The sequence below is a fragment of the Sphingomonas insulae genome, from assembly GCF_010450875.1.
Taxonomy (GTDB): Bacteria; Pseudomonadota; Alphaproteobacteria; order Sphingomonadales; family Sphingomonadaceae; genus Sphingomonas; species Sphingomonas insulae.
The window spans coordinates 679,343-702,773 of record NZ_CP048422.1; the positions used below are offsets into that span (position 1 = coordinate 679,343).

Consider the following 23,431-nt stretch of genomic DNA (forward strand, 5'->3'; position numbering starts at 1 on the left):
GCGCAGGCCCCTAGCAAAGCGTTTCCCGCTCCGCAACGTCCGTTTTCGCAACGATCGCGCTTTTCGTCGCCACGCCAAACCGGTAGCGCGCCCGTCATGGCCAGCGCGCATCCTCCTCTGACGACGCGCGCCGAAACGCTGCGGCTGCTCGCGCTCGCTTGGCCGGTGATGCTGACCAGCCTCAACTGGACGCTGCTGCAGGTCACCGACGTCATGGTCGTCGGCCTGGTATCCACCGAAGAGGTGGCGGCGCTGGCTGCCAGCCGGGCGCTGGGCTTCGTCGGCATCGTCACCGGCCTTGCGTGGCTGTCGGGCGTGCTGGTCATGGCGGCACGGGCCGACGGGGCGGGCGACCTGCCGCGCACCGGCGGCGTCCTGCGCGAGGGATTGCTGCTGGGGCTGATCCTGGGGCTGGCGATCGGCGGCATATTCCTGGCCTTCGCCGAACCGTTGCTCGCATCGCTCGGCGTCGCCGCCGACCGCGTGGACGAAAGCGCACGCGTCGTGCGCGCCTTTGCCATCGCCTATCCGTTCCAGCTGGTGAACGTCGCGGCTGCCTTTTTCCTGGAAGGGGTCAGCCGGCCGGGCCGGGTGACGGTGGTCAATCTGGCGGTGCTGCCGATCAACGCATTGCTCGCCTGGGCGCTGTCGGCCGGGCATTTCGGCTTGCCGGCCCTGGGCGCGGTGGGGGCGGCGCTGGCGACCAGCATCGCCTCTCTGATCGGCGCGCTGGGCATGGTGTTGAGCGTCGTCACGCTGCCGCAAGCGCGCGAACGCGGCATCCTTCGCCGCGATCGCGCCGCCTGGCTCGCGGTGCCGCGCGGTGCCTGGACCCTTGCGGTGTTCGGCATGGTGCCGGCGGTGGCATCGGGCCTAGAACTCGCGGGCTTTTCGGCACTGATCGCTTTGTCGACGCAGCTCGGCGATGCGGCGGCGCATGGATTCCAGATCGTCTTTTCCGCGCACAACGTCACCTTTGGGGTGGCGCTCGGGCTGGGATCGGCGGCGGGCGTGCGGGCCGGCAATGCGGTGGGCGAGGGACAGCCGGCGGCGGCGGTGCGGCGCACGCTGATCGCCGTGGGGCTGTCGACGGCGGCGCTCGGCATCGGTGCCGGGCTGCTCGCGCTGGGGGCGGCCGATATCGTCGCGCTCTTCCCGGCGACGGCGGAAGTGCACCGGATCGCCGCGTCGATGCTGCCGCGCTGGGCGCCGTTCGTCGTGTTCGACGGAATCCAGGTCGTGCTGGTCTATGCTTTACGCAGCCTGGGCGACCAGGTGGTGGCGGGCGTCAACAGCATCCTCGCCTATTTCGTCGTCACCGGTGGCATCGGCTGGTGGCTGGTCCACGCCGGCATCGGCCCGACCGCGCTCGTCTGGGCATCCGGCGCCGGCATGCTCGCCGCCGCGATCCTGCATGGCGCGCGATTCGCGCAGATCAGTTCGCGTCTTCTCCGGCGAAGCTGAGCTCCAGCCGCTTCGAATTCGACGGCACGTCGAGCTTCGCCGAATTGAAGTCGATCGATCCGCCGGGGTTCAGCGTGCGCTGCTGCGGCGTGATCGTCCAGCTGTAGACGATGCGCCCCTGCGCATCGCGCAGCTCGGCGCGGATATCCGGCACGCGCTGGCGCTCGCCCGACGGATTGGTGACGCGGCCGCTCACCGCGAACAGTTCGGACCCGTTCTCCAGCTCGCGCCGCTCGATCGGATTGTCCTTCAGCCGCAGCGGCGATTCCTCCGCGCCCACCGGCAGGCCGATCTGGGCGAGCAGGCCGGGCGCGCCGAGGAACAGGATCGCACCGACGCCCGCGATCATCAGCAGTCCGGCGACGATCGCGATCACCGTCCAGCGCCGCGACGTATTGCGCCGCGTGCGGAATGGCGGGCGGTGGGCGAAGGCGTCGAACCCGGCCGCAGGCGGTACGATCACCGGTTCGGGCAGGGGCATCGTGCGGGCGGCGGGAATCGCGGCGGGTTCTAGGAACGGCGGCACGCCGCCATCCTCGCCCTCGTCGTCGCCCGCATCGTCGATCGCCTGCGCCGGTTGCAGCGGCAGCGGCGGTTCCGGTTCGGGAACCGGCGGCTCCTGAAACCAGCTATGCCGGCAATTGGCGCAACGGACGGTGCGTCCTTCGGCCCCGATCGCGCTATCGGGCACCAGGTAGCGGGTGCTGCATTCGGGGCATTCGAGGATCATGCGCAACGCTTCACGGACGGGTCACGGAACGATGACCGCAACACGGGCGATTCTAAGCACGTGAGCCGCCATGCTGGCAAGCTTGAAGCCGCGCCCCGCCCATGCGAAGGCTGTCGCGAAGGCTTGGGGCCGGCCCCAGGCTTCCTGATGGAGCGGTCGCGGCCAGGCACATGGCAAATATCGTGCAGTTCGAAAATGTTGGGCTGCGATACGGCACCGGCCAGGAAACCCTGTCGGACATCAGCTTCACGCTGGGCAGCGGCGCCTTTTATTTCCTCACCGGTGCGAGCGGCGCGGGCAAGACCTCGCTGCTGAAGCTGCTGTACCTCGCGCAGCGGCCCAGCCGCGGCATCATCCGGCTGTTCGGCGAGGATGCGGTGACGATGCCGCGCAGCCGGCTACCCGGTTTTCGCCGCCGTATCGGCGTGGTCTTCCAAGACTTCCGGCTGGTGCCGCATCTGTCCGCCTGGGACAATATCGCGCTGCCGCTGCGCGTCGCCGGCATGCCGGAAGAGGATATCGAGCAGCCGGTGCGCGAGATGCTCGCCTGGGTCGGTCTGGGGGAGCGCGCCGCCGCGCGTCCGGCGACGCTGTCGGGCGGAGAGCAGCAGCGTGTCGCCATCGCGCGTGCGGTGATCGGCCGGCCGGAAGTGCTGGTCGCGGACGAACCGACCGGCAACGTCGACCCGGACATGGCCGATCGCCTGATCCATTTGTTCGAATCGCTGAACAAGCTCGGCACGACCGTCGTCGTCGCGACGCACGACCTGCAACTGCTCAGCCGGGTGCAGGGCGCGCAGATGATGCGTCTGGACAAGGGGCGGCTGCACGACCCGACCGGATCGCTGCGCTATCCGCCACCGCCCCGGGGCAGGCATGACGGCAGGCATGACGGTGGGCTCGACCGGCACGGTGGCAGCGTGAGCGGGGCGGACCGGCGCGTCCTCGACGAAGCGGGCGGGCTGCGCGCGATGACCTGGGTCATGGCGATCATGCTGTTCCTGACCATCCTCGCCGCCGCGCTCGGCCTTGGCACGCGCCAGTCCGCCCGGGCGCTGGAACGGCAACTCGCCGGCCGCCTGACCGTGCAGGTCGTGGAGGGCAGCCCGGTCGTGCGCGATGCCCTGGCGGCGCGGACTCTGGCGGTCCTGCGCGCGCTGCCGGACGTCCGGCGTGCGACCGCCGTCGATCGCGCCGAACTGGCCCGCCTGCTCGAACCCTGGCTGGGCAGCGCCGGCGCCGACACCGACCTGCCGGTGCCGGCCATGATCGACGTCGACCTCGCCAGCGGTGCCGATCCCGACCGCATCGTCGCCGCGGTAAGGCGGATCGGCCCGGCCAGCCGGGTCGATCGCCACCAGCGCTGGATGTCCCCGGTCAGCGGCTTTCTGGACACGCTGACCTGGCTGGCCCTCGGCCTCGTCGTGCTGATGCTCACCGCCACCGCCGCGGTCGTGGTGCTCGCCGCGCGCGCCGGGCTGGAAACGCATCGGGCGACGATCGAGGTGATGCATATGCTCGGGTCGACCGACGTACAGGTCGCCCGGCTGTTCCAGCGGCGGATCGCGCTGGATGCGGCGATCGGCGGCGCGGCCGGCAGCGCCGCGGCATTGGCGATGCTGGTGTTCCTGGGGACGCGGCTGGCGGCGCTGGGATCGGAATTGCTCGGCGGCATCACGCTCGGCGCGGGCGACTGGGCGGTGCTGGTGCTGTTGCCGGTCGCCTTCGTCGTCCTGGCGATGGCGGCGGCACGGATGACCATCGTCGGCGCGCTGAGGCAGTCGCTGTGATCGTCCGGCTGATGGGTCTCGTCGCGCTCGCCTGGAGCCTCGGCTTCGCGGTGTTCATGCTGCTGTTGCCCAAGCCGCTGGAGGGGAACACCACCGATGCGATCGTCGTGCCGACCGGCGGGGCGGGGCGCATCGATCGCGGCATCGCGTTGTTGCAAGCGCGGCAGGCGCGGCGGATGCTCGTCACCGGGGTTGCCCCCGGGGTACGGCCGATCGATCTGGCGCGCGAATATCGCACGCCTCCGGCGCTGTTCGCCTGCTGCATCGATCTTGGCGCGGATGCGGTGGACACGCGTTCGAACGGAGAGGAGACCGCCGCCTGGGTGAAGACCCATGGCTACCGGACGGTGCGGCTCGTGACGTCCGACTGGCACGTGCCGCGCGCGCGTATGGAATTGAGCGCTGCGATGGGGCCGGGCGTGCGCGTGCTGGGCGATGGCGTCCCGAGCCAGCCGCGGCTCGGCACCCTCGTCAACGAATATAACAAACTGATCCTGCGGCGCGCGGCGCTGTGGCTGGGAGTAGGCGCTTGAACCGGTTGCGGACCCTCCTGTTCTCCATTCTGTTCTATGGCCTGTCGGTGCCGATCGTGCTGTCCGTGCCGATCTCCGCATTGTTCGGGCGCGCCGCGGTCATCCGCCACGCGCATGTCTGGGCGCTGATGCACCGGCTGCTGTACCGCACCGTCATGGGCATCCGCGTGGTGGTGGAGGGGCAGGTGCCGGCCGGCGCATTGTTCTTCGCCGCCAAGCATCAGGCGATGTTCGAAACGCTGGAACTGCAACTGGTGCTCGGTGGACCGGCGATGGTCATCAAGCGCGAACTCAGCAAGCTCCCGTTCTGGGGCTGGGCGGCGATGCGATATGGCGGCATCGTCGCCGATCGCGAGGCATCGGCCGGCGCGCTGCGATCGATGATGCGCGACGCCAAGGCGCTGAAAGCGGAAGGGCGCTCTATCCTGATCTATCCCGAAGGCACCCGGGTGTCGCCGGGTGAGCGGCCGCCGCTGCAATCGGGTTTCGCCGGCCTGTATCGCGCGCTCGGGCTGCCGGTGGTGCCGATCGCGCTGGATACCGGAATGGTGTGGCCCAAGCGGGGCGCCAAGCGCCCCGGCGTGGTGACGATCCGCCTGGGCGAGGTGATCCCGGCGGGCCTGCCGCGCGCCGAGATCGAAGAGCGCGTGCATGCCGCGATCAACGTGCTGGATCGCTAGCGGGATCGCTCGCGCCAACACGCTCGTAACAGGGGGCCTCGCACGAGGGCCGGGGCGGAGGGGAAGGCCTCGCGCCGCCACGCGCGTCGCCCTCATCCGCCTCGTCGGGCCGTGAGGGCTGGTGCGCGAGACAGGGTGCCAGCGCGTCGACGTGAACCCTAGTGGCTCCGCCCGAAGTCGGCCTTGGCATCGTCCTGCCCCTGTTCGATGATCGAACGACGGATGGCGCGGGTGCGGGTGAACAGATCGAACAACTGGTCGCCGTCGCCCCAGCGGATCGCGCGCTGCAGCATCGTCACATCCTCGGTCAGCCGCTGGAGGATCTCCAGCACCGCCTCGCGATTGTTGAGGAAGACATCGCGCCACATCACCGGGTCGGATGCGGCGATCCGCGTGAAATCCCGAAAGCCGCCCGCAGAAAATTTGATGACCTCGGACTGCGTCACTTCTTCCAGGTCGCTGGCGGTGCCCACGATGGAATAGGCGATGAGGTGCGGCACGTGGCTGGTCACCGCCAGCACCAGGTCGTGGTGCTTCGGGGTCATGATCTCGACCTGCGCGCCGAGCGTTTCCCAAAAGGTGCGCAGGCGCACGACGGGGGCGTCGGGCGTGCCGTCTTCCGGCGTCAGGATGCACCAGCGGCCCCGGAACAGCGTCGCGAAGCCGGCCTCGGGACCGCTATGTTCGGTACCCGCCACGGGATGGCCCGGGACGATCGTCGCGTCCGGCAACACGGCGCGCAACGCGGCGAGCACGCTTTCCTTCGAACCGCCGACGTCGCTGACGATCGCATCGGGCGGCAGATCGTCGACGAATTCGGCGGCCACCGCGCCCATCGCGCCGACGGGGACGCACAGCATCACCAGATCCGCATCGATCACCGCGGCGCCTGCGCTGTCGGCGATATCGTCGGCCAGTGCGATGCGGTCGGCGATCCCGCGCACCTCCGGGTCGGCATCATAGCCCGTGATGCGCACCGTCGGCATCGCCGCCCGCACGCCGCGCGCGACCGACGATCCGATCAGCCCCAGGCCGATGATGGTGACGCGCGCGAACGGCAGCATCAGGCGGCGCGTTCCACCTCGGTCCGCAGCACGGCGACCACGTCGCGCATCTCCGCTTCGGTGCCGATCGTGATGCGCAATCCGTGCGGCAATCCCTGGCCGGGCAGCCAGCGGGTCGCATAGCCTGCCGCCATCAGCGCCTTGTACGCGACCTCGGCGGTCACCGCGCCCTCGAACAGCACCAGCACGAAATTGGCCTTGCTCGGCACCGCGCGCAGGCCGGGCAGGGCATCGACCTGTTCGGCGAACCATCCGCGCCACATGCGATTGTGGCTGCGGCTGTGCGCGACGAAGTCCGCATCGCCCAGCGCCGCGATCGCGGCCGCCTGCGCGCCGACGCTGAACGCGAACGGGGCACGGATGCGGTGCATCGCATTGATGATCTCCGCACTCGCATAGCCCCAGCCGACCCGCTCCGACGCCAGGCCGAAGATCTTGGAAAAGGTGCGCGTCACCAGCACGTTGGGTTGGGTGCGGGCGAGTTCCAGCCCGCCGTCGTCGTCCTCCGGCTCAAGATATTCGGTATAGGCCTGGTCGAGGACCAGCAGCACCGATCGCGGCAGGCCGGCATGCAGCCGCGCGATATCGTCGCGGGCCGAATAGGTGCCGGTCGGATTGTTGGGATTGGCGACGAACACGACCTTGGTCCGCTCTGTCACTGCCGCCAGGATCGCATCGACATCGGTCGCATAGTCGCGGTCGGCGACCACGACCGGCGTCGCGCCGACGCGGCGGGTCGCGATCTCGTACACGGCAAAGCCGTAGCGAACGTGGATGATCTCGTCGCCCGGCCCCGCGAAGGTCCCGGCGGCGAGGTGCAGCACCTCGTCCGATCCGGTGCCGTAGATCAGCCGGTCCGCCTCGACCCCGTAATGTGCCGCCAGCGCGGCACGCAGGTCGACCGCGGCGGCATCCGGGTAGCGTTCCAGCTGCGTCGCCGCGTCGCGATAGGCGGCGCGGGCGGCCTCCGGCGTGCCGAACGGGTTTTCGTTCGACGACAGCTTGGCGACCTTGCGGCCGTCCTCGCTGGTGGCACGGCCGGGAATATAGGGCGCGATGCCGAGGATCCACGGCTTGGGGGCAGGTGCGGTCATGGATGTGGCCTTAGCGGGCGGCGGCTTGCGTTGACAAGCGGAGCGCCCTAGCGAACCGTCCATGTCGGACGATATGCGCTTCGGGCTGTCCCGCCAGGCGACGTTGCCGGGGCCGCTGCGCCTCGATGGCGGCGTGCTGCTGTCGCCGGTCGACATCGCCTACGAAACCTATGGCACGCTGGCGCCCGATGGCGGCAATGCGATCCTGATCTGCCATGCGTTGACCGGCGACCAGCATGTCGCATCGGACCATCCGCGGACCGGCAAACCCGGCTGGTGGACGCGGATGATCGGCCCGGGCAAGCCGATCGACCCTGCGCGCGACTTTATCGTCTGCAGCAACGTGCTGGGCAGCTGCATGGGATCGTCGGGCCCGGCCAGCATCAACCCGGCGACCGGACGGCCGTGGGGCATGGCCTTTCCGGTCATCACCATCCGCGACATGGTGCGGGCGCAGGCGATGCTGCTCGACCACCTCGGCGTGGACCGGCTGAAGGCGGTGGTGGGCGGTTCGATGGGCGGGATGCAGGCGCTCAGTTGGCCCGCGACCTTCCCGGACCGCGTCGGCGCCGTCGTGGTAATCGCCTCCACCGCCCGCCACACCGCGCAGAACATCGCCTTCCACGAGGTCGGGCGACAGGCGATCATGGCCGATCCGACCTGGGCCGGCGGCGATTATTATGGCGGCGAACCGCCGGCGGCGGGCCTCGCCGTCGCGCGCATGGCCGCCCACATCACCTATCTGTCGGAAGCCGGCCTGACCGAGAAGTTCGGCCGGCGCCTGCAGGCGCGCGAGGCGAAGAGCTTCGGCTTCGACGCCGATTTTCAGGTCGAAAGCTATCTGCGCCACCAGGGGTTGAGCTTCGTCGACCGGTTCGATGCCAACAGCTATCTCTACATCACCCGCGCGATGGACTATTTCGACCTTGCCGAGGAACATGGCGGGCTGCTCGCCAATGCCTTTCGCGCCACCCGCGCGCGCTTCTGCCTCGTCAGCTTCGATACCGACTGGCTGTACCCGACGATCGAATCGCGCAGCATCGTTCAGGCGCTCAACGCCGCCGGAGCGCCGGTCAGCTTCGTCGAACTGTCCAGCCCCTATGGCCATGACGCTTTCCTGCTCGATGCGCCGGAGATGAACCGCGTCGTCGACGGGTTCCTGAAGGGGGGACGATGATCGAACTGGACGACGACCGCGCGCGGCTCGACGTCGCGCGGGTGCATGGCTGGCTCGCATCGAGCTACTGGTCGCCGGGTATCGACCGCGCGCTGGTCGAGCGTGCCATCGCCGGCTCGCATTGCCTGGGCGCCTATCGCGACGGCGAACAGGTCGGCTATGCGCGCGCGATCACCGATCACGCGACCTTTGCCTGGATCGCCGACGTCTGGATCGACGTCCCTGCCCGCGGCCAGGGGCTGGGGCGGCGGATGGTCGGCTGGTTCGTCGATCACCCCCGGTTCGCCGGTATCCGCCGTATCGCGCTGGTCACCGCCGATGCGCACGGGGTCTATGCGGCGCTTGGATTTCATCCGCCGCTTCGTCCCGATCGCTACATGGAGCGTCTGTCGGCGGATGCGGCGGCGATGCTGCGGATGGCACCATGAGCCTGCGTCCCGATCTGGCGGTGATCGCCGACCATGTCGCGCCGGGCGCGCGGGTGCTCGACGTCGGCTGTGGCGACGGCGCGCTGATGGCGGCGCTGCGCGACCGTCGCGGCTGCGATGCACGTGGGCTGGAAATCGATGCCGGCAACGTCGCCGCCGCGGTCGGGCGCGGCCTGTCGGTGATCCAGGGCGACGCGGACGTCGATCTCGCCGGCTATCCCGATCGCAGCTTCGACTATGCGATCCTCAGCCAGACGTTGCAGACCGCGCGCGCGCCCGATGTCGTGCTCGACCACCTGCTGCGCATCGGCGCCCGCGCCTTCGTCAGCTTCCCCAACTTCGCCCAATGGCGCATCCGCCTGTCGCTGCTGTGGGGTGGCCGCATGCCGGTGACGCGGCAGCTGCCCGAACAATGGTATGACACGCCGAACATCCACCACGTGACCATCGACGATTTCCGCGCGTTCCTGCATGCGCGTCGCGTCGTGGTCGAGGACGCGTGGTTCCTCTCCGGCGATCGCCAGCGCAGCTCCGCGGCGGCCAACCTGCTGGCCCAGCATGCCGTATTCCTGCTGCGGCGCTGACCGGATAAAATGTCGGAATCGAACATTTATTGGATTGATGGCGGAACCAATAGGCTTAACCTCTGTTTGGCTAAGCCAAGCCTAGGATCACCATGACCAAGACCGCTTTGATCGTCGAGGACGAGATCTTCGTAGCCCTCGACCTGGAGCGTATCCTCGTCGACGCGGGTTATCATGTCGCCGGGATCGCTGCCGATAGTGCCAGCGCGATCGAAGCTGCGCCGGGGTGTGGCTTCGCCTTCGTCGACGTCAACCTCCGCGATGGTCCGACCGGACCGGGCATCGCCGAGCGCATGGCCCGCGATTACGGGATGAAGGTCGTGTTCGTCACCGCCAACCCGTCGCAGATCGATTGCGAGGGCGACTGCGCCATCGGTTACATTCGCAAGCCGTTCAGCGAGGCGGCGATCCTGGCGGCAGCAGCGATGGCCAGCGACGACCATGACGTGGCGCCTGCCAACGACGACGTCGTGATGCTCAGGCCGGCGGCCGGCTGACCATCCTGAGACCCACCGACATCGATGATTGGCGGCCGGCGTCCCGCCGCCAGGCCTTCGCGACACAGGCATACACCGGCAAGATCGACGCAACATGCTGCCGGTACCCACGCCAAACCGTGGAGCAGGATATCGCCGTGTATGTCGCTTGAATCTAGGTCCGGCTGAACGCCGTCAGCGGGACGGACACCGTCATCACCAGGCCCGCCGCCCGCCATTCGCGCGTGACCGTACCGCCCAACTGGCGGACGGCCGATAGTTCGATCAGCTGACTGCCGAACCCCTGTACACCCACCGGTTCGACCACCACCGGACCGCCGCGTTCGCTCCAGCGCATCGTCACCAGGGGGCCATCGCGCGCGATGGCGATGTCCACCGCTCCGTCGTGCGTCGACAGCGCACCATATTTCGTCGCGTTGGTCGCCAGTTCGTGGAACAGCAGCGCCAGCGGAGTCGCCGACCGGTCGTCGATCGCGATCTCGTCGCCGGTGATCGTGATCGGCAGGCGATCGTCGCGGCGATAGGGTTCGAACAATTCGCCGAGCAGGCCGTGCAGACTGTCCTGCTGCGCCGATGGCCGCGATGCCGGACTGTGCGGGCGGACGAAATCGTGCGCGCGGCCCAATGCGGTGATGCGCTGACGCAGGTCGGCGGCGATCGGCGCGAAATCGGGCCGGCTGCGCGCCGCGAACGAAATCAGGCCGGAAATCACCGCAAAGATGTTCTTGATCCGGTGCGACAGCTCCTGGCTGATGACCTCGCGCTCGTGCAGCGCCAGCTTCTGTTCGTGGATATCGGTACAGGTGCCGAACCACCGCGTGATGCGCCCGGTATCGTCGCGGATCGGCAGCGCGCGCCCCAGCACCCAGCGATAGGTGCCGTCAAAATGGCGCAGCCGATATTCGATCTGGTACGGGTTGCCGGTCGTCAGCGAATCGCGCCACACGGCCCAGGCGCGCTCCTGGTCGTCCGGATGGAACACGTCGTTCCATCCCTCGCCATCGGTCGATCCCTGCGGCGTGCCGGTGAATTCGTACCAGCGCGCGTTGTAATAATCGTGATAGCCGTCGGGCAGCGTCGACCACACCATCTGCGGCATCGTATCCGCCAGCGTGCGGAAACGGTCCTCGCTGTCGATCAATCGGCGGCGGGTGTCCCGCTCCGTGGCGCGCCATGCCGCGGCGTCGCGGCTGTCGCGCAGCCGAGCCATCACATTGTCCGCCAGCGTCGACAATCCCTGCATCTGCAGCGGGGTCAGCCCTTCGCGCGGTTTGGTGTCGATCACGCACAGCGATCCCAGCGGGATGCCGTCGTCCGAGATCAGCGGCGCCCCGGCGTAGAAGCGGATGTGGAGGTCGCCGGTCACCAGCGCATTGTCGACGAAGCGCGGATCGCGCGTCGCGTCCGGTACGACCATGATGTGGTCGCCCAGCATCGCGTGCGCGCAGAACGACGTCTCCCGCGACGTCTCGGTGATGTCGAGCCCGCTGCGCGAGATGAAGGTCTGGCGGGTTTCCTCAACCAGGCTGACCAACGCCACGGGCGCCTCGCACAGTGCCGCGGCGAAGTCGGTGATCCGGTTCAGCGCGGCGCTGTTGCGCAGCGATTCGAGGTCATAGGCATCCATCGCCGCCGCGCGGATGGCCTCGTCCACCTGCCACCCGCGCGCGATCGGCGCGGCCGCAGCCGCGGGTGCAGCGCTCTCGCAAACGAGGGCCGGGTCGAGTGACGGGGCCGGCGGCGTGTTCAGAACGGCACGTCGTCGTCGAGATCGTCGGCGAAGCCTCCACCCTGGCCAAAGCCGCCGCCGCCGCCGCCACCGCGATTGCCGCCGCCCGACGGCGCGCCGCCACGATTGCCGCCGCCATAGCCGCCGCCGCCCGACGACGATCCGCCACCGAAATCGTCGCCGCCGGCCCAGTCGTCACCGCCGCCGCCGCTACGGCCGCCAGCGCCACCACCACCGCCCTGCGGACCATCCAGCATCGTCAGGACGCTGTTGAAGCCCTGCAGCACGATCTCGGTCGAATATTTGTCGTTGCCCTGCTGGTCCTGCCATTTGCGGGTCTGCAGCGCGCCCTCGATATACACCTTCGATCCCTTGCGCAGGAACCGTTCGGCGACGTTCGCCAAGCCTTCGTTGAAGATCGCGACCGAATGCCATTCGGTCTTTTCCTTGCGCTCGCCGGACATCTTGTCCTTCCACGATTCGGACGTGGCGATGCGCAAATTGACGACCTTGCCGCCGTTCTGGAACGATCGCGATTCGGGGTCGCGCCCCAGGTTGCCGACGAGAATGACCTTGTTGACGCTGCCCGCCATGAAATGCCCCGAAAAAATTTGAACCTACAGGCCGGCGAACACCGCCAGCCAATAGGTGAGTCCGGCCATGATGTAGGCGGCGGCGAACAAATAGCCAACCATGAACAACGGCCACTTCCACCCGTTCGTCTCGCGACGGGTGACCGCGATCGTCGATATGCACTGCGGTGCGAAGACGAACCACATCAGGAACGCCAGCGCGGTCGGCAGCGTCCAGCGGCCGCGGATCTGGTCGGTGATCCGGTCGGTACCGCTGCCGTCCTTGTCGTCGATCGCATAGACGGTGCCGATCGCCGACACCGCGACCTCGCGCGCCGCCATCGCCGGCAGCAGCGCCAGCGCGATGTCGCGGTTGAAGCCGATCGGCTTGACGACATATTCGATGCCGTGGCCGATGCGCCCGCCGATCGAATAATCGACCGGGCTGATGCCGCTGCCCTCCGGCGGCTTGGGAAAGCTCAGCAGCAGCCACAGCACGACGGTGGTCGCGGCGATGATGGTGCCGGCGCGTTTCAGGAAGATGATCGCGCGCTGCCACAGGCCGATCAGCACGTCGCCGATGCGCGGCACCTGGTATTTCGGCATCTCCATCATGAACCCGGACGAGGCGCCCTTGGTCACCGTCCGCCGCAGCACCAGCGCCGCGACATACGCACCGGCGATGCCGATCACCAGCAGCCCGAACATCACCACGCCCTGCAACCGCACGAACGGCGCCAGCGGCATGTTGGGGATCATCGCGCCGATGATGAGCGTGTAGACCGGCCAGCGCGCGCTGCACGTCATCAGCGGCGCGATCAGGATGGTCGTCAGCCGGTCCTTCTCGTCCTCGATCACCCGCGTCGCCATGATGCCGGGCACCGCGCAGGCGAAGCTGGACAGCAGCGGGATGAAGGCCCGGCCCGACAGTCCGACGGTCGCCATCAGCCGGTCCATCAGGAATGCCGCCCGGACCATGTAGCCCGACGATTCGAGCACCAGGATGAACAGGAACAGGATCAGGATCTGCGGCAGGAACACGATGACCGCACCGACGCCGGCGATCAGCCCGTCGGTCAGCAGCGATCGCGCGAACCCGTCGGGCATCACGCCCTTGATCGCATCCTGCAACCACCCGAAGCCCGCATCGATGGCGTCCGCCGGCACGGTGGCCCAGGTGAACACCGCCTGGAACATCACGAACAGGATCGTCACCAGCAGTACCGGCCCCGCGACGGGATGCAGCGCGACCGAATCGAGCATGTGCGCCCAGCGCCGCCCCGCTGTCTCCGACACGGTCGCCGCGGTCGCGATCTGGCGTGCGCGGCGTTGCAGATGGACGATGTCGTCCTGCGTGCCGGCGCCCACGTCGGGCGTCCGCTTGCCGCCCACCGCCAGTGCGCTGTCGAGCGCGGCGCGCAACGTGTCCAAGCCGCGCTTGCGGACCGCGACCGTCGCGATGACCGGAACGCCCAGTTCGCGCGCCAGCACGTCGGCATCGAGCGTCAAGCCGTCGCGTTCCGCCAGGTCGACCATGTTGAGCGCCACCACCACCGGCAGGCCGAGCGCGATCAGCTGCAACGTGAAGCGCAGGTGATTGTCGAGGTTGGCGGCATCCACCACGACGACCAGCGCGTCGGGCAGCCGTTCCAGGCTGCTCGCGCCGGTGACGACGTCGCGGGTGACCCGCTCGTCGGGGCTGGATGGTTCGAGGCTATAGGCGCCGGGCAGGTCGATCAGTTCGACCGGGCGGCCATCGTCCATCACCAGCCGGCCCGAATGGCGTTCGACGGTGACGCCGGGATAATTGCCGACCTTTTGCCGCGCACCGGTCAGTGCGTTGAACAGCGCGCTCTTGCCGGCATTGGGATTGCCGACGAGCGCGACCAGCGGGGATGCGTGCACGATGTCGGGCGGGTTATTCGGCGGGCAGCGCCGGCGCGACGTGGATCGCACCCGCGACCGCGCGGCGCAACGCGACGGTCATCCGGCCGATCCGGCAGGCGATCGGGCCGCTGCCGAGCGAGGCACGATGCAGCACCTCGACCGGTACGCCCTCGTCGAAACCGAGTTCGCGCAGGCGGCGCGCTTCGGGCTGCGCCAGCCGGGTCCAGTCGATCGCCGCCACGGTGGCAGGCTGGCGGCGGGGCAGCGAAGTGAGGTCGAAGCCGGAGTCGAGGGCAGGAACGATGCTACGCGACATATCCATGATGCGAGTGATTATCATTTACGCCGGGGGGAGTAAAGCGGCGCGCATGCGCTTCATCGCGGAAATGTCAGGATCGGCAACGTTTCATCGCGGTCGCTGCGGCGACCGTCGGAGCGACGGTGCCGCCTATACCACCGGGCCTATACCACCGGGTAGCGCAGCCGCCCGACGAAGCGCGACAGGCTGGGCCGATGTTCGTAGCGTTTCACGAACGCCGCCTTGCTCTTCTCGAACCGCATGATGCCATCGATACGCCGCGCCAGGAATGCGCGCGTGTCGGCATGGCCCTCGGTGTCGTCGTCCAGGAACACCGTCACCGTCGCGCCGTACACGCCAAGCAGGATCGTACGCTTGGTGTAATGATTGTAGTCGGTCGCGGTGTCGCCGGCCATCCGCCACATCAGGTCGACGCTGCGCCAGCCCAGCCGCGCGGCTCGGCCGACGTTCTGCGGCAGCGCCAGGATCGCCAGCGCGCGGCGCAGCGATTCGCGGTTGATTGCCACCGCATCCAGCCGCGCCTCGACCAGCGCCGTGATCCGCGCGCGAACTTTCATCCCGGCTAGCATGGGCGGTGGCAGCGCGTCCGCCATCTGCCGGTCGATCGCGGCGAACCAGGCATCGATCATGTCGACCGCGCCGCCGGGAAAGGCGAGTCGCGCCACGTCGGTATCGATGCCGGCCGCCTCGGCCGCCATGTCGCGCGCGGCATCACCCCAGCCGTCGAACGCCGCATTGTCCGCGATGCCGCGCGCGAGCGCGTCGCGGATCTCGTCGAGTGTCAGGTCCTGCGTCATGCTGCCACCTCCTGCGCCACCGGCCTCGCCGGCGCAACCTCGGCGCGGCGCACCAGCACCAGTGCCACAGCGACCAACGCGACGCCGACCCAATCCGGTCCCTGCAACCGCTCGCCATATTCGATCCAGCCGACCGCGCCGGCGACGATCGGCTGGATCAGCAGCGCGATGCCGACCACCAGCGGCGACAATTGGCCGAGCGCGAAGATCATGCAGCCCTGGCCCAGCACCTGGCTGACCAGCGCCAGCCCGAGCAGCGGCGTCCATTGCTGCGGCACCACCTGTTCGTGCAGCAGCACGGCGAACACCAGCAGCGGCAGCGCGGTGGCGGCGCTCGACAGCGTCAGTGCCGGCAGCGGCCGCATCGTCGCGCGCACCCGCGCCATGACGATAAAATAGACGGTATAGAGGATGCCCGCGACGATGCAGAGCAGGTCGCCCGCCAGGTTGCGCGGATCGACCTGATAGGATCGACCCATCAGCAGCGCCGCGCCGACCGCGGCGAGGGCCAGCGCCAGCCCCTGCGTGCGCGTCGGCCATGCGCGCGCGGCGAGGAAGCCGTAGATCGGATAGATCAGGATGGCGGCGTTGCCGAACAGCGTGGCGTTGGTCATCGTCGTGCGGACGATACCGAGGTGCCAGCTGCCGAGGTCCGCAGCAAAGGCGATGCCGCCCGCCGCCAGCATCAGCCAAAGCGCCACCGGCATGCGCACCGGCCGCGCGCCGCCGGCGAGTGCGAACGCGGCAAGGAACGGGATGGCGAGCGTGATCCGCCAGAACCCCGCCGCGACCGGTCCGACGTCGGCGAGGCGGACGAACCACGGCCCGAACGCCAGCGCGACATTGGCGACGATCAGCGCCGCGAACGCCAGACCTCTGGATGCCGTAGCGTCAACCGTCTGCGTTGCCGCCGGGACAGAATTTCTTTGAGGCCTCGCCTGATGCATGCCGCCCTGTAGCCGCCTATTTCCCGCTCGTCAGGCCACTTACGGAGCAACCATGCCGAGCCTTTTCGATCCCATCCAGCTGGGCGACATTCCCGCCGCCAACCGCATCCTCATGGCCCCGCTGACCCGTGGTCGCGCGACCGACGACCATGTGCCGACCGACATCATGGTCGACTATTACCGCCAGCGCGCCGGTGCCGGCCTGATCATCACCGAAGGCACCGGCATCAGCCGCCAGGGTCTCGGCTGGCCCAACGCGCCCGGCCTGTGGACCGACGCGCAGGTCGAGGCGTGGAAGCCGGTGACCGACGCGGTGCACGCGGCCGGCGGCCGGATCGTCGCGCAGATCTGGCATATGGGCCGGCTTGCCCGTCCCGACGTGATCGGCATGACGCCGCTGTCGTCCTCGGCGACCCGCGCGCCCTATCACAAACCCGAAAATCCGTATGGCGAGGCGCAGGCGGCGACGCTGGACGACATCAAGCGCGCGCAGGACGATTATGCGTCGGCCGCGACCAACGCGATCCGGGCCGGTTTCGACGGCGTGCAGCTGCACGGCGCCAATGGCTATCTGATCGACCAGTTCCTGCGCGACGGCACCAACCTGCGCGACGACGCCTATGGCGGCAGCCCTGAAAACCGCATCCGCTTCATGCAGGAATCGGTGGCGCGGGTGATCGATGCGATCGGCGCGGGCCGCACCGGCATCCGCCTGTCGCCCAATGGCGAGACGCAGGGCGCCGACGACAGCGATCCCGCCAGCGTCTTCGTCCCCGCCGCCGCCGCGCTCGACGCGCTCGGCATCGCTTTCCTCGAACTGCGCGAACAGGCGCCGGACGGCACCTTCGGCAAGACCGACGTGCCCAAGCTGTCGCCCGCGATCCGCAAGGTGTTCAAGGGGCCTCTGATCCTCAATCAGGACTACAGCCTCGAGGGTGCGCAGGCCGATCTCGATTCCGGCGTGGCGGACGGCATCGCCTTTGGCCGCAGGTTCATCGCCAATCCCGACCTCGTCGAACGCCTGCGCACCGGCGCGCCGCTCAACGCGGACGACATGAAGACCTGGTACACCGCAGGGCCCGAGGGCTACACCGACTATCCGGCGCTGGAGACGCAGGCCGCCTGATCGCTGCGCGCTCCCCCCGTCAGCGGGGGAGCGCGCACAATTCCCGATCGACCGACCGGTTCAGGCGCGACGCAGTTCGGGCACCAGTCGCCTGAGGTCGGCGGGCGCCAGCCGGCGGACGTCCAGCGCATCGACGCCGGCGACCAGCACCTCGCCCAGCCGGCGCTCGCCGGTATCGATCAGGATACCCTCCGCCGTCGAGCGCAGCGCCACCCACGCGACCTCGCGCACCGCGATCTGCTTGCCGTCGCGCTTCATCACCGCGACGCGGCCGGCCCGGTCCACCGCCAGCGCGCCGCCGCCATCGGCACCGACGACGGCGCCCTGCGTATCGAAACCCGCCAGCGCCTGTTCGGCCGCCTCGGCCGCCTCCTCGGGACTGGCGATGCGCGCCGTCCGTCGACGCAGCAGCAGCCAGGCGACGATCGCCAGCGCCAGCGCCGTTGCGATCGCCGCGACGATCCCGATGATGATCCCCCGATCGGTCACGTGCGGCTCACCGGCCGCCGGCGAGCGCGTCCAGCGTCGGCCGCATGCCCGACAGGTCGTAGCCGGCGGCGCCGGCCTGTCCGACCAGCAATTCGGGGTTGCGCCCCGCCTTGGCTGCGGCGAGCGCCCACAGGTTGCAGCTGCGCGTGCCGGACCGGCAATAGGCGAGCACCGGGCCGTCGGCCTCGACCAGCGCCTGCGTCATCGCATCGATCTGCGGGTGCGAAAAGCCGGCGTGGGTGATCGGGATCGCGGTATAGGCAAGGCCGGCGGCGGCGGCCGCGGCGCGGATCGTTTCGCCGGCCGGCTGGCCCGCCTCTTCCTCGTCGGGGCGGTTGTTGACGATCGCGACGAACCCCGCCGCCTTGATCGCGGCGATGTCGTCGACCGTGATCTGCGGTGCGACGCTGACGGATTCGTTGATGGTGCGGATGTCGGCCATCCGGTGCCGATACGCGATCAGCCGTGCCGCGTCAGCTGCTTTGGTCGGCTTCGGATCGTTTCGTCGATCTTTTTTCCGGCGATTTTCAGACGGAAGCAGAAAGAAGAATGATTCGCGCCTAGAAGCGGAGGCGCGGAGGTGTTTCGTGCGCGGCAGCACCGTTCTCATTACGAGCCGCTGATGATGAAAGGCCGCCGCGGCCATGAGCGGAACACCTCCGCGTCTCCGCGCCTCCGCGTGAATCCCCTTCTGCCTCTTCGCGGCTTCATGTCTTCACGTGAACCCGATCACGCCGCGGAACGGATCACCGCCAGGAACGCATCGCCATAGGCATCCAGCTTGCGCGCGCCGATCCCCGACAGGTGCATCAGCTCCGCGCGGCTGCCCGGCCGTTGCGCCGCCATCTCGCGCAGCACCGAATCGTGGAAGATGACATAGGGCGGCACCCCCGCCTCCTTCGCCAGATCGCGGCGGCAGGTGCGCAGCGCCTCGAACAGCGAATGGTCCGCCGGGTTGGCGGCGACGCCGGCATCGCGCTTGCGGCTGCGCGTGCGCTTGGGCGGGACGACCAGCGTCACCCGCGCGCCCTCCTTCAGGATCGGCCGCGCGCCCGGCCCGAATTCCAGCCCGCCATGCGCGTTGGTGCGCAACGCGTCGCGCAGCAGCAGCGCGCGTGCGACCGGCTTGATCAACGCCGCCTCCTCACCCTCGACGATGCCCCAGACCGACAGCGCCTCATGCCCGCGATCGACGCTGCGGTCGGTCGATTGGCCCAGCAGGACCTGCTCGACATAGCCGGCGCCGAACAGCTGCCCGGTGCGAAAGACCGCCGACAGGAACTTGCACGCGGTCTGCGTCGCGTCGATCGCATCGGGCGACCCCAGGCAATTGTCGCAATTGCCGCAATCCTCCAGCCGGTCCTCGCCGAAATGCTTCAGCAGGATGCGCCGCCGGCATCCCGCCGTCTCGACCAGCGCACCCAGCGCCGCCAGCCGCGTGCGCTCGCCCTGCTGCCGCTCCGGCTCGACCTCGCCGATCCGCTGGCGGGCGCGGGCGAAATCCTCCGCGCCCCAGAACAGGTGCGCCACCGCCGGATCGCCGTCGCGCCCGGCGCGGCCCGTTTCCTGGTAATAGGCCTCGATCGACTTGGGCAGGCCGGCATGCGCGACGAAGCGCACGTCGGGCTTGTCGATCCCCATCCCGAACGCGACCGTGGCGCAGATCACCATGTCCTCCGACGCGACGAAATCGGCCTGGTTCTTCTGGCGGATGTGCGCGTCGAGCCCGGCGTGATAGGCGCGCGTCGGCCGCCCGGTGCGGCCGAGCGCCTCGGCCAGCTTCTCGGTCGCGGCGCGGGTCTGCGCATAGACGATGCCGGGGCCGGGCGTCGCGGCGATGACGTCGGCGATCTGCTTCGTCGTGTTCGCCTTGGGGCTGATCGCATAGCGGATGTTGGGCCGGTCGAACCCGGACACGATCAGCCCGTCCTGCGGGATGCCCAGCTGTTGCAGGATGTCGCTGCGGGTATGCGCATCGGCGGTGGCGGTCAGCGCCAGCCGCGGCACGTCGGGAAACGCATCCATCAACGGTGCCAGCAACCGGTAGTCGGGGCGGAAGTCATGCCCCCATTCGCTGACGCAATGCGCCTCGTCGATCGCGAACAGGCTGAGCCTCGCCGATCCCAGCAGCTCGCGGAAATGCCCGGTAGAGGCGCGTTCGGGCGCGATATAGAGCAGGTCGAGTTCGCCGGCCCTGAACCGCGCGATCGATTCCGCCCGGTTCTGGTCGGCGCTCGTCAGCGTCGCCGCGCGGATACCCACCGCCTCGGCGGCGCGCAGCTGGTCGTGCATCAGCGCGATCAGCGGGCTGACGACGACGCAGGTTCCCTCCAGCATGACCGAGGGCAGCTGATAGCACAGCGACTTGCCCGCCCCGGTCGGCATCACCCCCAGCGTCCGCTCCCCCGCCAGTACGCGGCTGACCACGTCCTCCTGCACGCCCCGAAAACCCGGGAAACCAAAGACGCGCGACAATGTGGGCAGGGGATCGGGGATCATCACCGCGCCATGTAGGGGGACGGCGGGCCAGCGTCGAGGCGCAGGATTTCTCGACCGTATCGGCCATGATTCACGATTGCGCCACCGAAACGACACGATCGCTCCGCTCTTCTCCCGGTTTCGAAGCAGGGGGATGGCCGTGATACGACGGACGATGACGATGACGATGACGGCGACCGCGGCCCTTCTGCTTGTCGGGGCCGCGCCAGCACCGCAGGAACGCGTCGTCACCGGCGACGGGATCATCGAGGTGCGATTGAACGGCGAACCGATCCGCCTGAGGATCGATCCCGCGGCACCCGGCATGCCCCTGGTATCCGACGCGATCGCCACGCAGCGCGGTTTCCGGATGGGAAGGAAGCTGGGAATCGGCTTCGGCTTCAACGTCGGGCCGACCCTGGTGATGTCGCAGACGCAGGTCGTGCGGATCGCTTACGGCGGCGGCAAGCCGGAAAAGCAGCGGATCGGCTGGACCCAACGTCCGTTCGCGGCGGTCGCCGACGGCTCGATCGGCCCGGGCAGTCTGCCCGAGCCGGTCGTGCGCTTTGCCCTGCGCCCGGCGCAAGCGGGGGAAAGTACCGTCACGATGCGGCTCGAAAAGCTCGGCTTTCCGATGACCTTGTTTGGCGCAGGCTGGGTGGCGGCAATCGGCATCGTCGATGTCGGCGGCGCGCCGATGCGGGTGCGCTTCGACCCGCATCACGCACGGACGCTGGCGACCGCGGGTGCGGCGGTGCGCCTCGCGCAGGCGTATGACGGCATGCTGTCGGGGGAAGGGCGGGCGACCGAGATCTTCTTCGGCGTGGAACGGCCGGTACGCGACCTTGCGCTCAGACGGCCGTTTCGTCTCGGTGCACTGGCGATCGACCGCCTCGGCGCACGCACCGGCGATTTCGGCAGCACCGCCGTGATCCGCGACGGCGACGTTGCCGCACCCGCTACCGACCCGGACGAGATCGTCGTCACCGCGAAGGGCAAGAAGCGGGATATGCGCCGCGACACTATCTCGCTTGGCGCGGACCAGCTACGGCACTGCTCGTCGATCGTGTTCGACCGGAACGCCGGCCTCGTCCACCTCACCTGCGCCGGCTGATTCGGACATCTACTCCGCCGCCAGCGCACCCTCGCTGGCGCCCGCCACGTCGTCCTCGTCGCGCTCCTGTGCCTGGCGCGCCCACATCTCGGCGTACAGGCCGCCCAGCCGCAGCAACTCGCCATGCGTGCCGCGTTCCGCCACCACGCCGCCGTCGAGCACGACGATCTGGTCGGCATGGACCACCGTCGACAGGCGGTGCGCGATGACGATCGTGGTGCGACCCCGCTCGATCGCCTGCAGCGTCGCCAGGATGTCCGCCTCGGTCCGGCTGTCGAGCGCGCTCGTCGCCTCGTCGAGGATCAGGATCGGCGGGTTCTTGAGCAGCGTCCGCGCGATCGCGACGCGCTGCTTTTCGCCGCCCGACAGTTTCAGGCCGCGCTCGCCAACGCGCGCCGCGTAACCGTCGGGCTGGCGTTCGATGAAGCCGGCGATCGCGGCGCCCGCCGCCGCACCCTCGATCTCCGCCTGCGATGCGCCCTCGCGCCCGTAACCGATGTTGTAGCCGATCGTGTCGTTGAACAGCACGGTATCCTGCGGCACGATGCCGATCGCTGCGCGCAGCGACCCCTGCTGCACGTCGCGGATGTCCTGCCCGTCGATCGTGATGCGCCCCTGGTCGACGTCGTAGAAGCGGTACATCAGCCGCGCGAGTGTCGACTTGCCCGCGCCAGAAGGGCCGACCACCGCCACGGTGCTGCCCGCCGGGATATCGAGGTCGAGCCCGTGCAGGATCTCGCGCTCGGGATCGTAGCCGAAGCGCACGCCCTCGAACCGCACATGCCCCCGCGCGATCGCCAGCGGCGCGGCGCCGGGCATGTCGGTCACCTCCGCCGGCGTGTCGATCAGCGCGAACATGCTCGCCATGTCGATCACCCCCTGGCGGATGGTGCGATAGACCATGCCGAGCAGGTCGAGCGGCCGGAACAGCTGCGACAGCAACGTCGAGACGAACACGACGTCGCCCGCCGAAAACCGCCCCTGGCTCCATCCCCACGCGACATAGGCCATGCCGCCGCCCAGCATCAGGTTGGTGATCAGCGCCTGCCCGACGTTGAGCCACGCCAGGCTGTTCTCCGACTTGGTCGCCGCGGCGGCATAGGCGGATATGGCGGCGTCGTAGCGCTTCGCCTCGCGCTCTTCGGCGCCGAAATATTTTACCGTCTCGAAATTCAGCAGCGAATCCACCGCGTGCGCGACCGCGCCGGTGTCGAGGTCGTTCATCCGCGCGCGCAGCGCATTGCGCCAGTCGGTCACCTTCTGCGTGAACAGGATATACACCGCGACCATCGCCACTGTCGCGGCGACCAGCGGCCAGCCGAAGCTGTGCCAGAAGATGCCCAGCACCAGCGTCAGTTCCAGCACCGTCGGCGCGATGTTGAACAGCAGGAAATACAGCATCGTATCGATGCTCTTGGTGCCGCGCTCGACCACCTTGGTCACCGCGCCAGTGCGCCGCTCCAGATGGAAGCGCAGCGACAGCCCGTGCAAATGGCGAAAGACGTTGGCCGCCAGCCGCCGCGTCGCATCCTGCCCGACCCGTTCGAACACCGCGTTGCGCGCATTGTCGAACAGCGTCGTCGAGAATCGCGACGCCGCATAGCCGACGACCAGCAGGATCACGACCGTCGCCAGCCCGCGATCCCCCACCGCCATGCGATCGACGGCATATTTCAGCGTATAAGACGCGCCGAACACCTGGACGAGCTTGCTCATCACGACCAGCGTCATCGCCCCGACGATCCGCGCCTTCAGCCCGGCCTGACCCGCGGGCCACAGATAGGGCAGGAAGCGGCGAAGCGTCGGCAGCAGCGGCTGGTCGGCGCGGGTGTGATTGGTCGGATCGATCGGAGGCATTGCCGCCGTATGTAGGCACGGCCGCACCGGCGCGAAAGCGAGCGGACGGAACATAATGCCACCTCCACGGATTTT

Annotated in this window: 23 protein-coding genes and 1 pseudogene; 11 read left to right on the plus strand and 13 right to left on the minus strand. The window is 68.8% G+C overall.

Annotated elements, in window-relative coordinates; all coding sequences use genetic code 11:
* Positions 1-96 precede the first annotated feature (96 nt).
* The gene (locus GTH33_RS04800; RefSeq protein ID WP_163957325.1) at positions 97-1,464 is read left to right on the plus strand and encodes an MATE family efflux transporter; all 1,368 of its coding nucleotides are present in this window, start codon (positions 97-99) and stop codon (positions 1,462-1,464) included.
* Here GTH33_RS04800 and GTH33_RS04805 read toward each other — a convergent pair.
* On the minus strand, positions 1,436-2,194 hold the full coding sequence (locus tag GTH33_RS04805) for an MJ0042-type zinc finger domain-containing protein (protein WP_163957326.1): 759 nt from the start codon (positions 2,192-2,194) through the stop codon (positions 1,436-1,438). The genes GTH33_RS04800 and GTH33_RS04805 overlap by 29 nt on opposite strands.
* Before the next feature lie 170 nt (positions 2,195-2,364).
* Here GTH33_RS04805 and ftsE point away from each other — a divergent pair.
* The 4 genes and pseudogenes from ftsE to GTH33_RS04825 form a co-directional block, all read left to right on the plus strand.
* Positions 2,365-3,066 (plus strand): annotated as a pseudogene (gene ftsE, locus GTH33_RS04810) (cell division ATP-binding protein FtsE); the annotation flags it as partial.
* Between the two features lie 99 nt (positions 3,067-3,165).
* Entirely contained in the window at positions 3,166-3,984 is an 819-nt protein-coding gene (locus GTH33_RS18400) for a cell division protein FtsX (protein ID WP_243848375.1), read from the plus strand.
* A complete protein-coding gene (locus GTH33_RS04820; protein ID WP_163957327.1) occupies positions 3,981-4,517 on the plus strand; it encodes a YdcF family protein in 537 nt (178 codons plus the stop codon). The genes GTH33_RS18400 and GTH33_RS04820 overlap by 4 nt, the downstream gene beginning before the upstream one ends.
* Positions 4,514-5,197, plus strand: coding sequence for a lysophospholipid acyltransferase family protein (locus tag GTH33_RS04825; protein WP_163957328.1), 684 nt, complete (start codon positions 4,514-4,516; stop codon positions 5,195-5,197). The genes GTH33_RS04820 and GTH33_RS04825 overlap by 4 nt, the downstream gene beginning before the upstream one ends.
* 158 nt (positions 5,198-5,355) lie before the next feature.
* On the opposite strand, the gene GTH33_RS04830 is transcribed toward GTH33_RS04825, so the two are convergent.
* Positions 5,356-6,261, minus strand: coding sequence for a prephenate/arogenate dehydrogenase family protein (locus tag GTH33_RS04830; protein WP_163957329.1), 906 nt, complete (start codon positions 6,259-6,261; stop codon positions 5,356-5,358).
* Positions 6,261-7,355 carry a histidinol-phosphate transaminase gene (hisC, locus tag GTH33_RS04835; protein WP_163957330.1) on the minus strand — a complete coding sequence of 365 codons (1,095 nt, stop codon included), beginning with the start codon at positions 7,353-7,355 and terminating at the stop codon, positions 6,261-6,263. Before hisC ends, GTH33_RS04830 begins: the two co-directional genes overlap by 1 nt.
* A gap of 61 nt (positions 7,356-7,416) precedes the next feature.
* Here hisC and metX point away from each other — a divergent pair, with 61 nt between their 5' ends.
* The 4 genes from metX (at position 7,417) to GTH33_RS04855 (ending at position 10,041) form a co-directional block, all read left to right on the plus strand.
* Positions 7,417-8,532 carry a homoserine O-acetyltransferase MetX gene (gene metX / locus GTH33_RS04840; RefSeq protein ID WP_163957331.1) on the plus strand — a complete coding sequence of 372 codons (1,116 nt, stop codon included), beginning with the start codon at positions 7,417-7,419 and terminating at the stop codon, positions 8,530-8,532.
* Positions 8,529-8,960, plus strand: coding sequence for a GNAT family N-acetyltransferase (locus GTH33_RS04845; RefSeq protein ID WP_163957332.1), 432 nt, complete (start codon positions 8,529-8,531; stop codon positions 8,958-8,960). Before metX ends, GTH33_RS04845 begins: the two co-directional genes overlap by 4 nt.
* Entirely contained in the window at positions 8,957-9,544 is a 588-nt protein-coding gene (gene metW / locus GTH33_RS04850) for a methionine biosynthesis protein MetW (RefSeq protein WP_163957333.1), read from the plus strand. The genes GTH33_RS04845 and metW overlap by 4 nt, the downstream gene beginning before the upstream one ends.
* 92 nt (positions 9,545-9,636) lie before the next feature.
* Positions 9,637-10,041, plus strand: a complete 405-nt coding sequence (locus GTH33_RS04855; RefSeq protein WP_163957334.1) for a response regulator — start codon at positions 9,637-9,639, stop codon at positions 10,039-10,041.
* A gap of 154 nt (positions 10,042-10,195) precedes the next feature.
* Here the strand turns inward: GTH33_RS04855 and GTH33_RS04860 are convergent, their stop codons facing one another.
* From GTH33_RS04860 to GTH33_RS04885, 6 genes are all read right to left on the minus strand, one after another.
* Positions 10,196-11,668 (minus strand): sensor histidine kinase, encoded by a 1,473-nt coding sequence (locus GTH33_RS04860; RefSeq protein WP_163959600.1) that lies wholly within the window; start codon positions 11,666-11,668, stop codon positions 10,196-10,198.
* Between the two features lie 119 nt (positions 11,669-11,787).
* Positions 11,788-12,363, minus strand: a complete 576-nt coding sequence (ssb, locus tag GTH33_RS04865; protein WP_163957335.1) for a single-stranded DNA-binding protein — start codon at positions 12,361-12,363, stop codon at positions 11,788-11,790.
* A 24-nt stretch (positions 12,364-12,387) separates the two neighbouring features.
* Positions 12,388-14,247 carry a ferrous iron transporter B gene (gene feoB, locus GTH33_RS04870; protein WP_163957336.1) on the minus strand — a complete coding sequence of 620 codons (1,860 nt, stop codon included), beginning with the start codon at positions 14,245-14,247 and terminating at the stop codon, positions 12,388-12,390.
* Positions 14,248-14,260: 13 nt separating this feature from the next.
* Positions 14,261-14,551, minus strand: a complete 291-nt coding sequence (locus GTH33_RS04875; RefSeq protein ID WP_163957337.1) for a FeoA family protein — start codon at positions 14,549-14,551, stop codon at positions 14,261-14,263.
* 140 nt (positions 14,552-14,691) lie between these two features.
* Positions 14,692-15,345, minus strand: a complete 654-nt coding sequence (locus tag GTH33_RS04880) for a COQ9 family protein (RefSeq protein WP_163957338.1) — start codon at positions 15,343-15,345, stop codon at positions 14,692-14,694.
* The gene (locus GTH33_RS04885; RefSeq protein ID WP_163957339.1) at positions 15,342-16,292 is read right to left on the minus strand and encodes a DMT family transporter; all 951 of its coding nucleotides are present in this window, start codon (positions 16,290-16,292) and stop codon (positions 15,342-15,344) included. The genes GTH33_RS04880 and GTH33_RS04885 overlap by 4 nt, the downstream gene beginning before the upstream one ends.
* A gap of 52 nt (positions 16,293-16,344) precedes the next feature.
* Here GTH33_RS04885 and GTH33_RS04890 point away from each other — a divergent pair, with 52 nt between their 5' ends.
* Positions 16,345-17,418: an alkene reductase gene (locus tag GTH33_RS04890; protein WP_163957340.1), complete on the plus strand. Its 1,074-nt coding sequence runs from the start codon at positions 16,345-16,347 to the stop codon at positions 17,416-17,418.
* Positions 17,419-17,478: 60 nt separating this feature from the next.
* Here the strand turns inward: GTH33_RS04890 and GTH33_RS04895 are convergent, their stop codons facing one another.
* From GTH33_RS04895 to recQ, 3 genes are all read right to left on the minus strand, one after another.
* The gene (locus tag GTH33_RS04895) at positions 17,479-17,907 is read right to left on the minus strand and encodes a hypothetical protein (RefSeq protein ID WP_249055001.1); all 429 of its coding nucleotides are present in this window, start codon (positions 17,905-17,907) and stop codon (positions 17,479-17,481) included.
* Between the two features lie 7 nt (positions 17,908-17,914).
* Positions 17,915-18,349, minus strand: a complete 435-nt coding sequence (locus GTH33_RS04900; protein ID WP_163957341.1) for a TIGR01244 family sulfur transferase — start codon at positions 18,347-18,349, stop codon at positions 17,915-17,917.
* 287 nt (positions 18,350-18,636) lie between these two features.
* Positions 18,637-20,406, minus strand: a complete 1,770-nt coding sequence (gene recQ / locus GTH33_RS04905) for a DNA helicase RecQ (protein ID WP_163957342.1) — start codon at positions 20,404-20,406, stop codon at positions 18,637-18,639.
* On the opposite strand from recQ, the gene GTH33_RS04910 reads away from it, so the two are divergent.
* Positions 20,384-21,499 carry a hypothetical protein gene (locus GTH33_RS04910; protein WP_163957343.1) on the plus strand — a complete coding sequence of 372 codons (1,116 nt, stop codon included), beginning with the start codon at positions 20,384-20,386 and terminating at the stop codon, positions 21,497-21,499. The genes recQ and GTH33_RS04910 overlap by 23 nt on opposite strands.
* Positions 21,500-21,508: 9 nt before the next feature.
* Here the strand turns inward: GTH33_RS04910 and GTH33_RS04915 are convergent, their stop codons facing one another.
* Positions 21,509-23,356, minus strand: coding sequence for an ABCB family ABC transporter ATP-binding protein/permease (locus GTH33_RS04915; protein ID WP_163957344.1), 1,848 nt, complete (start codon positions 23,354-23,356; stop codon positions 21,509-21,511).
* Positions 23,357-23,431: the final 75 nt, after the last annotated feature.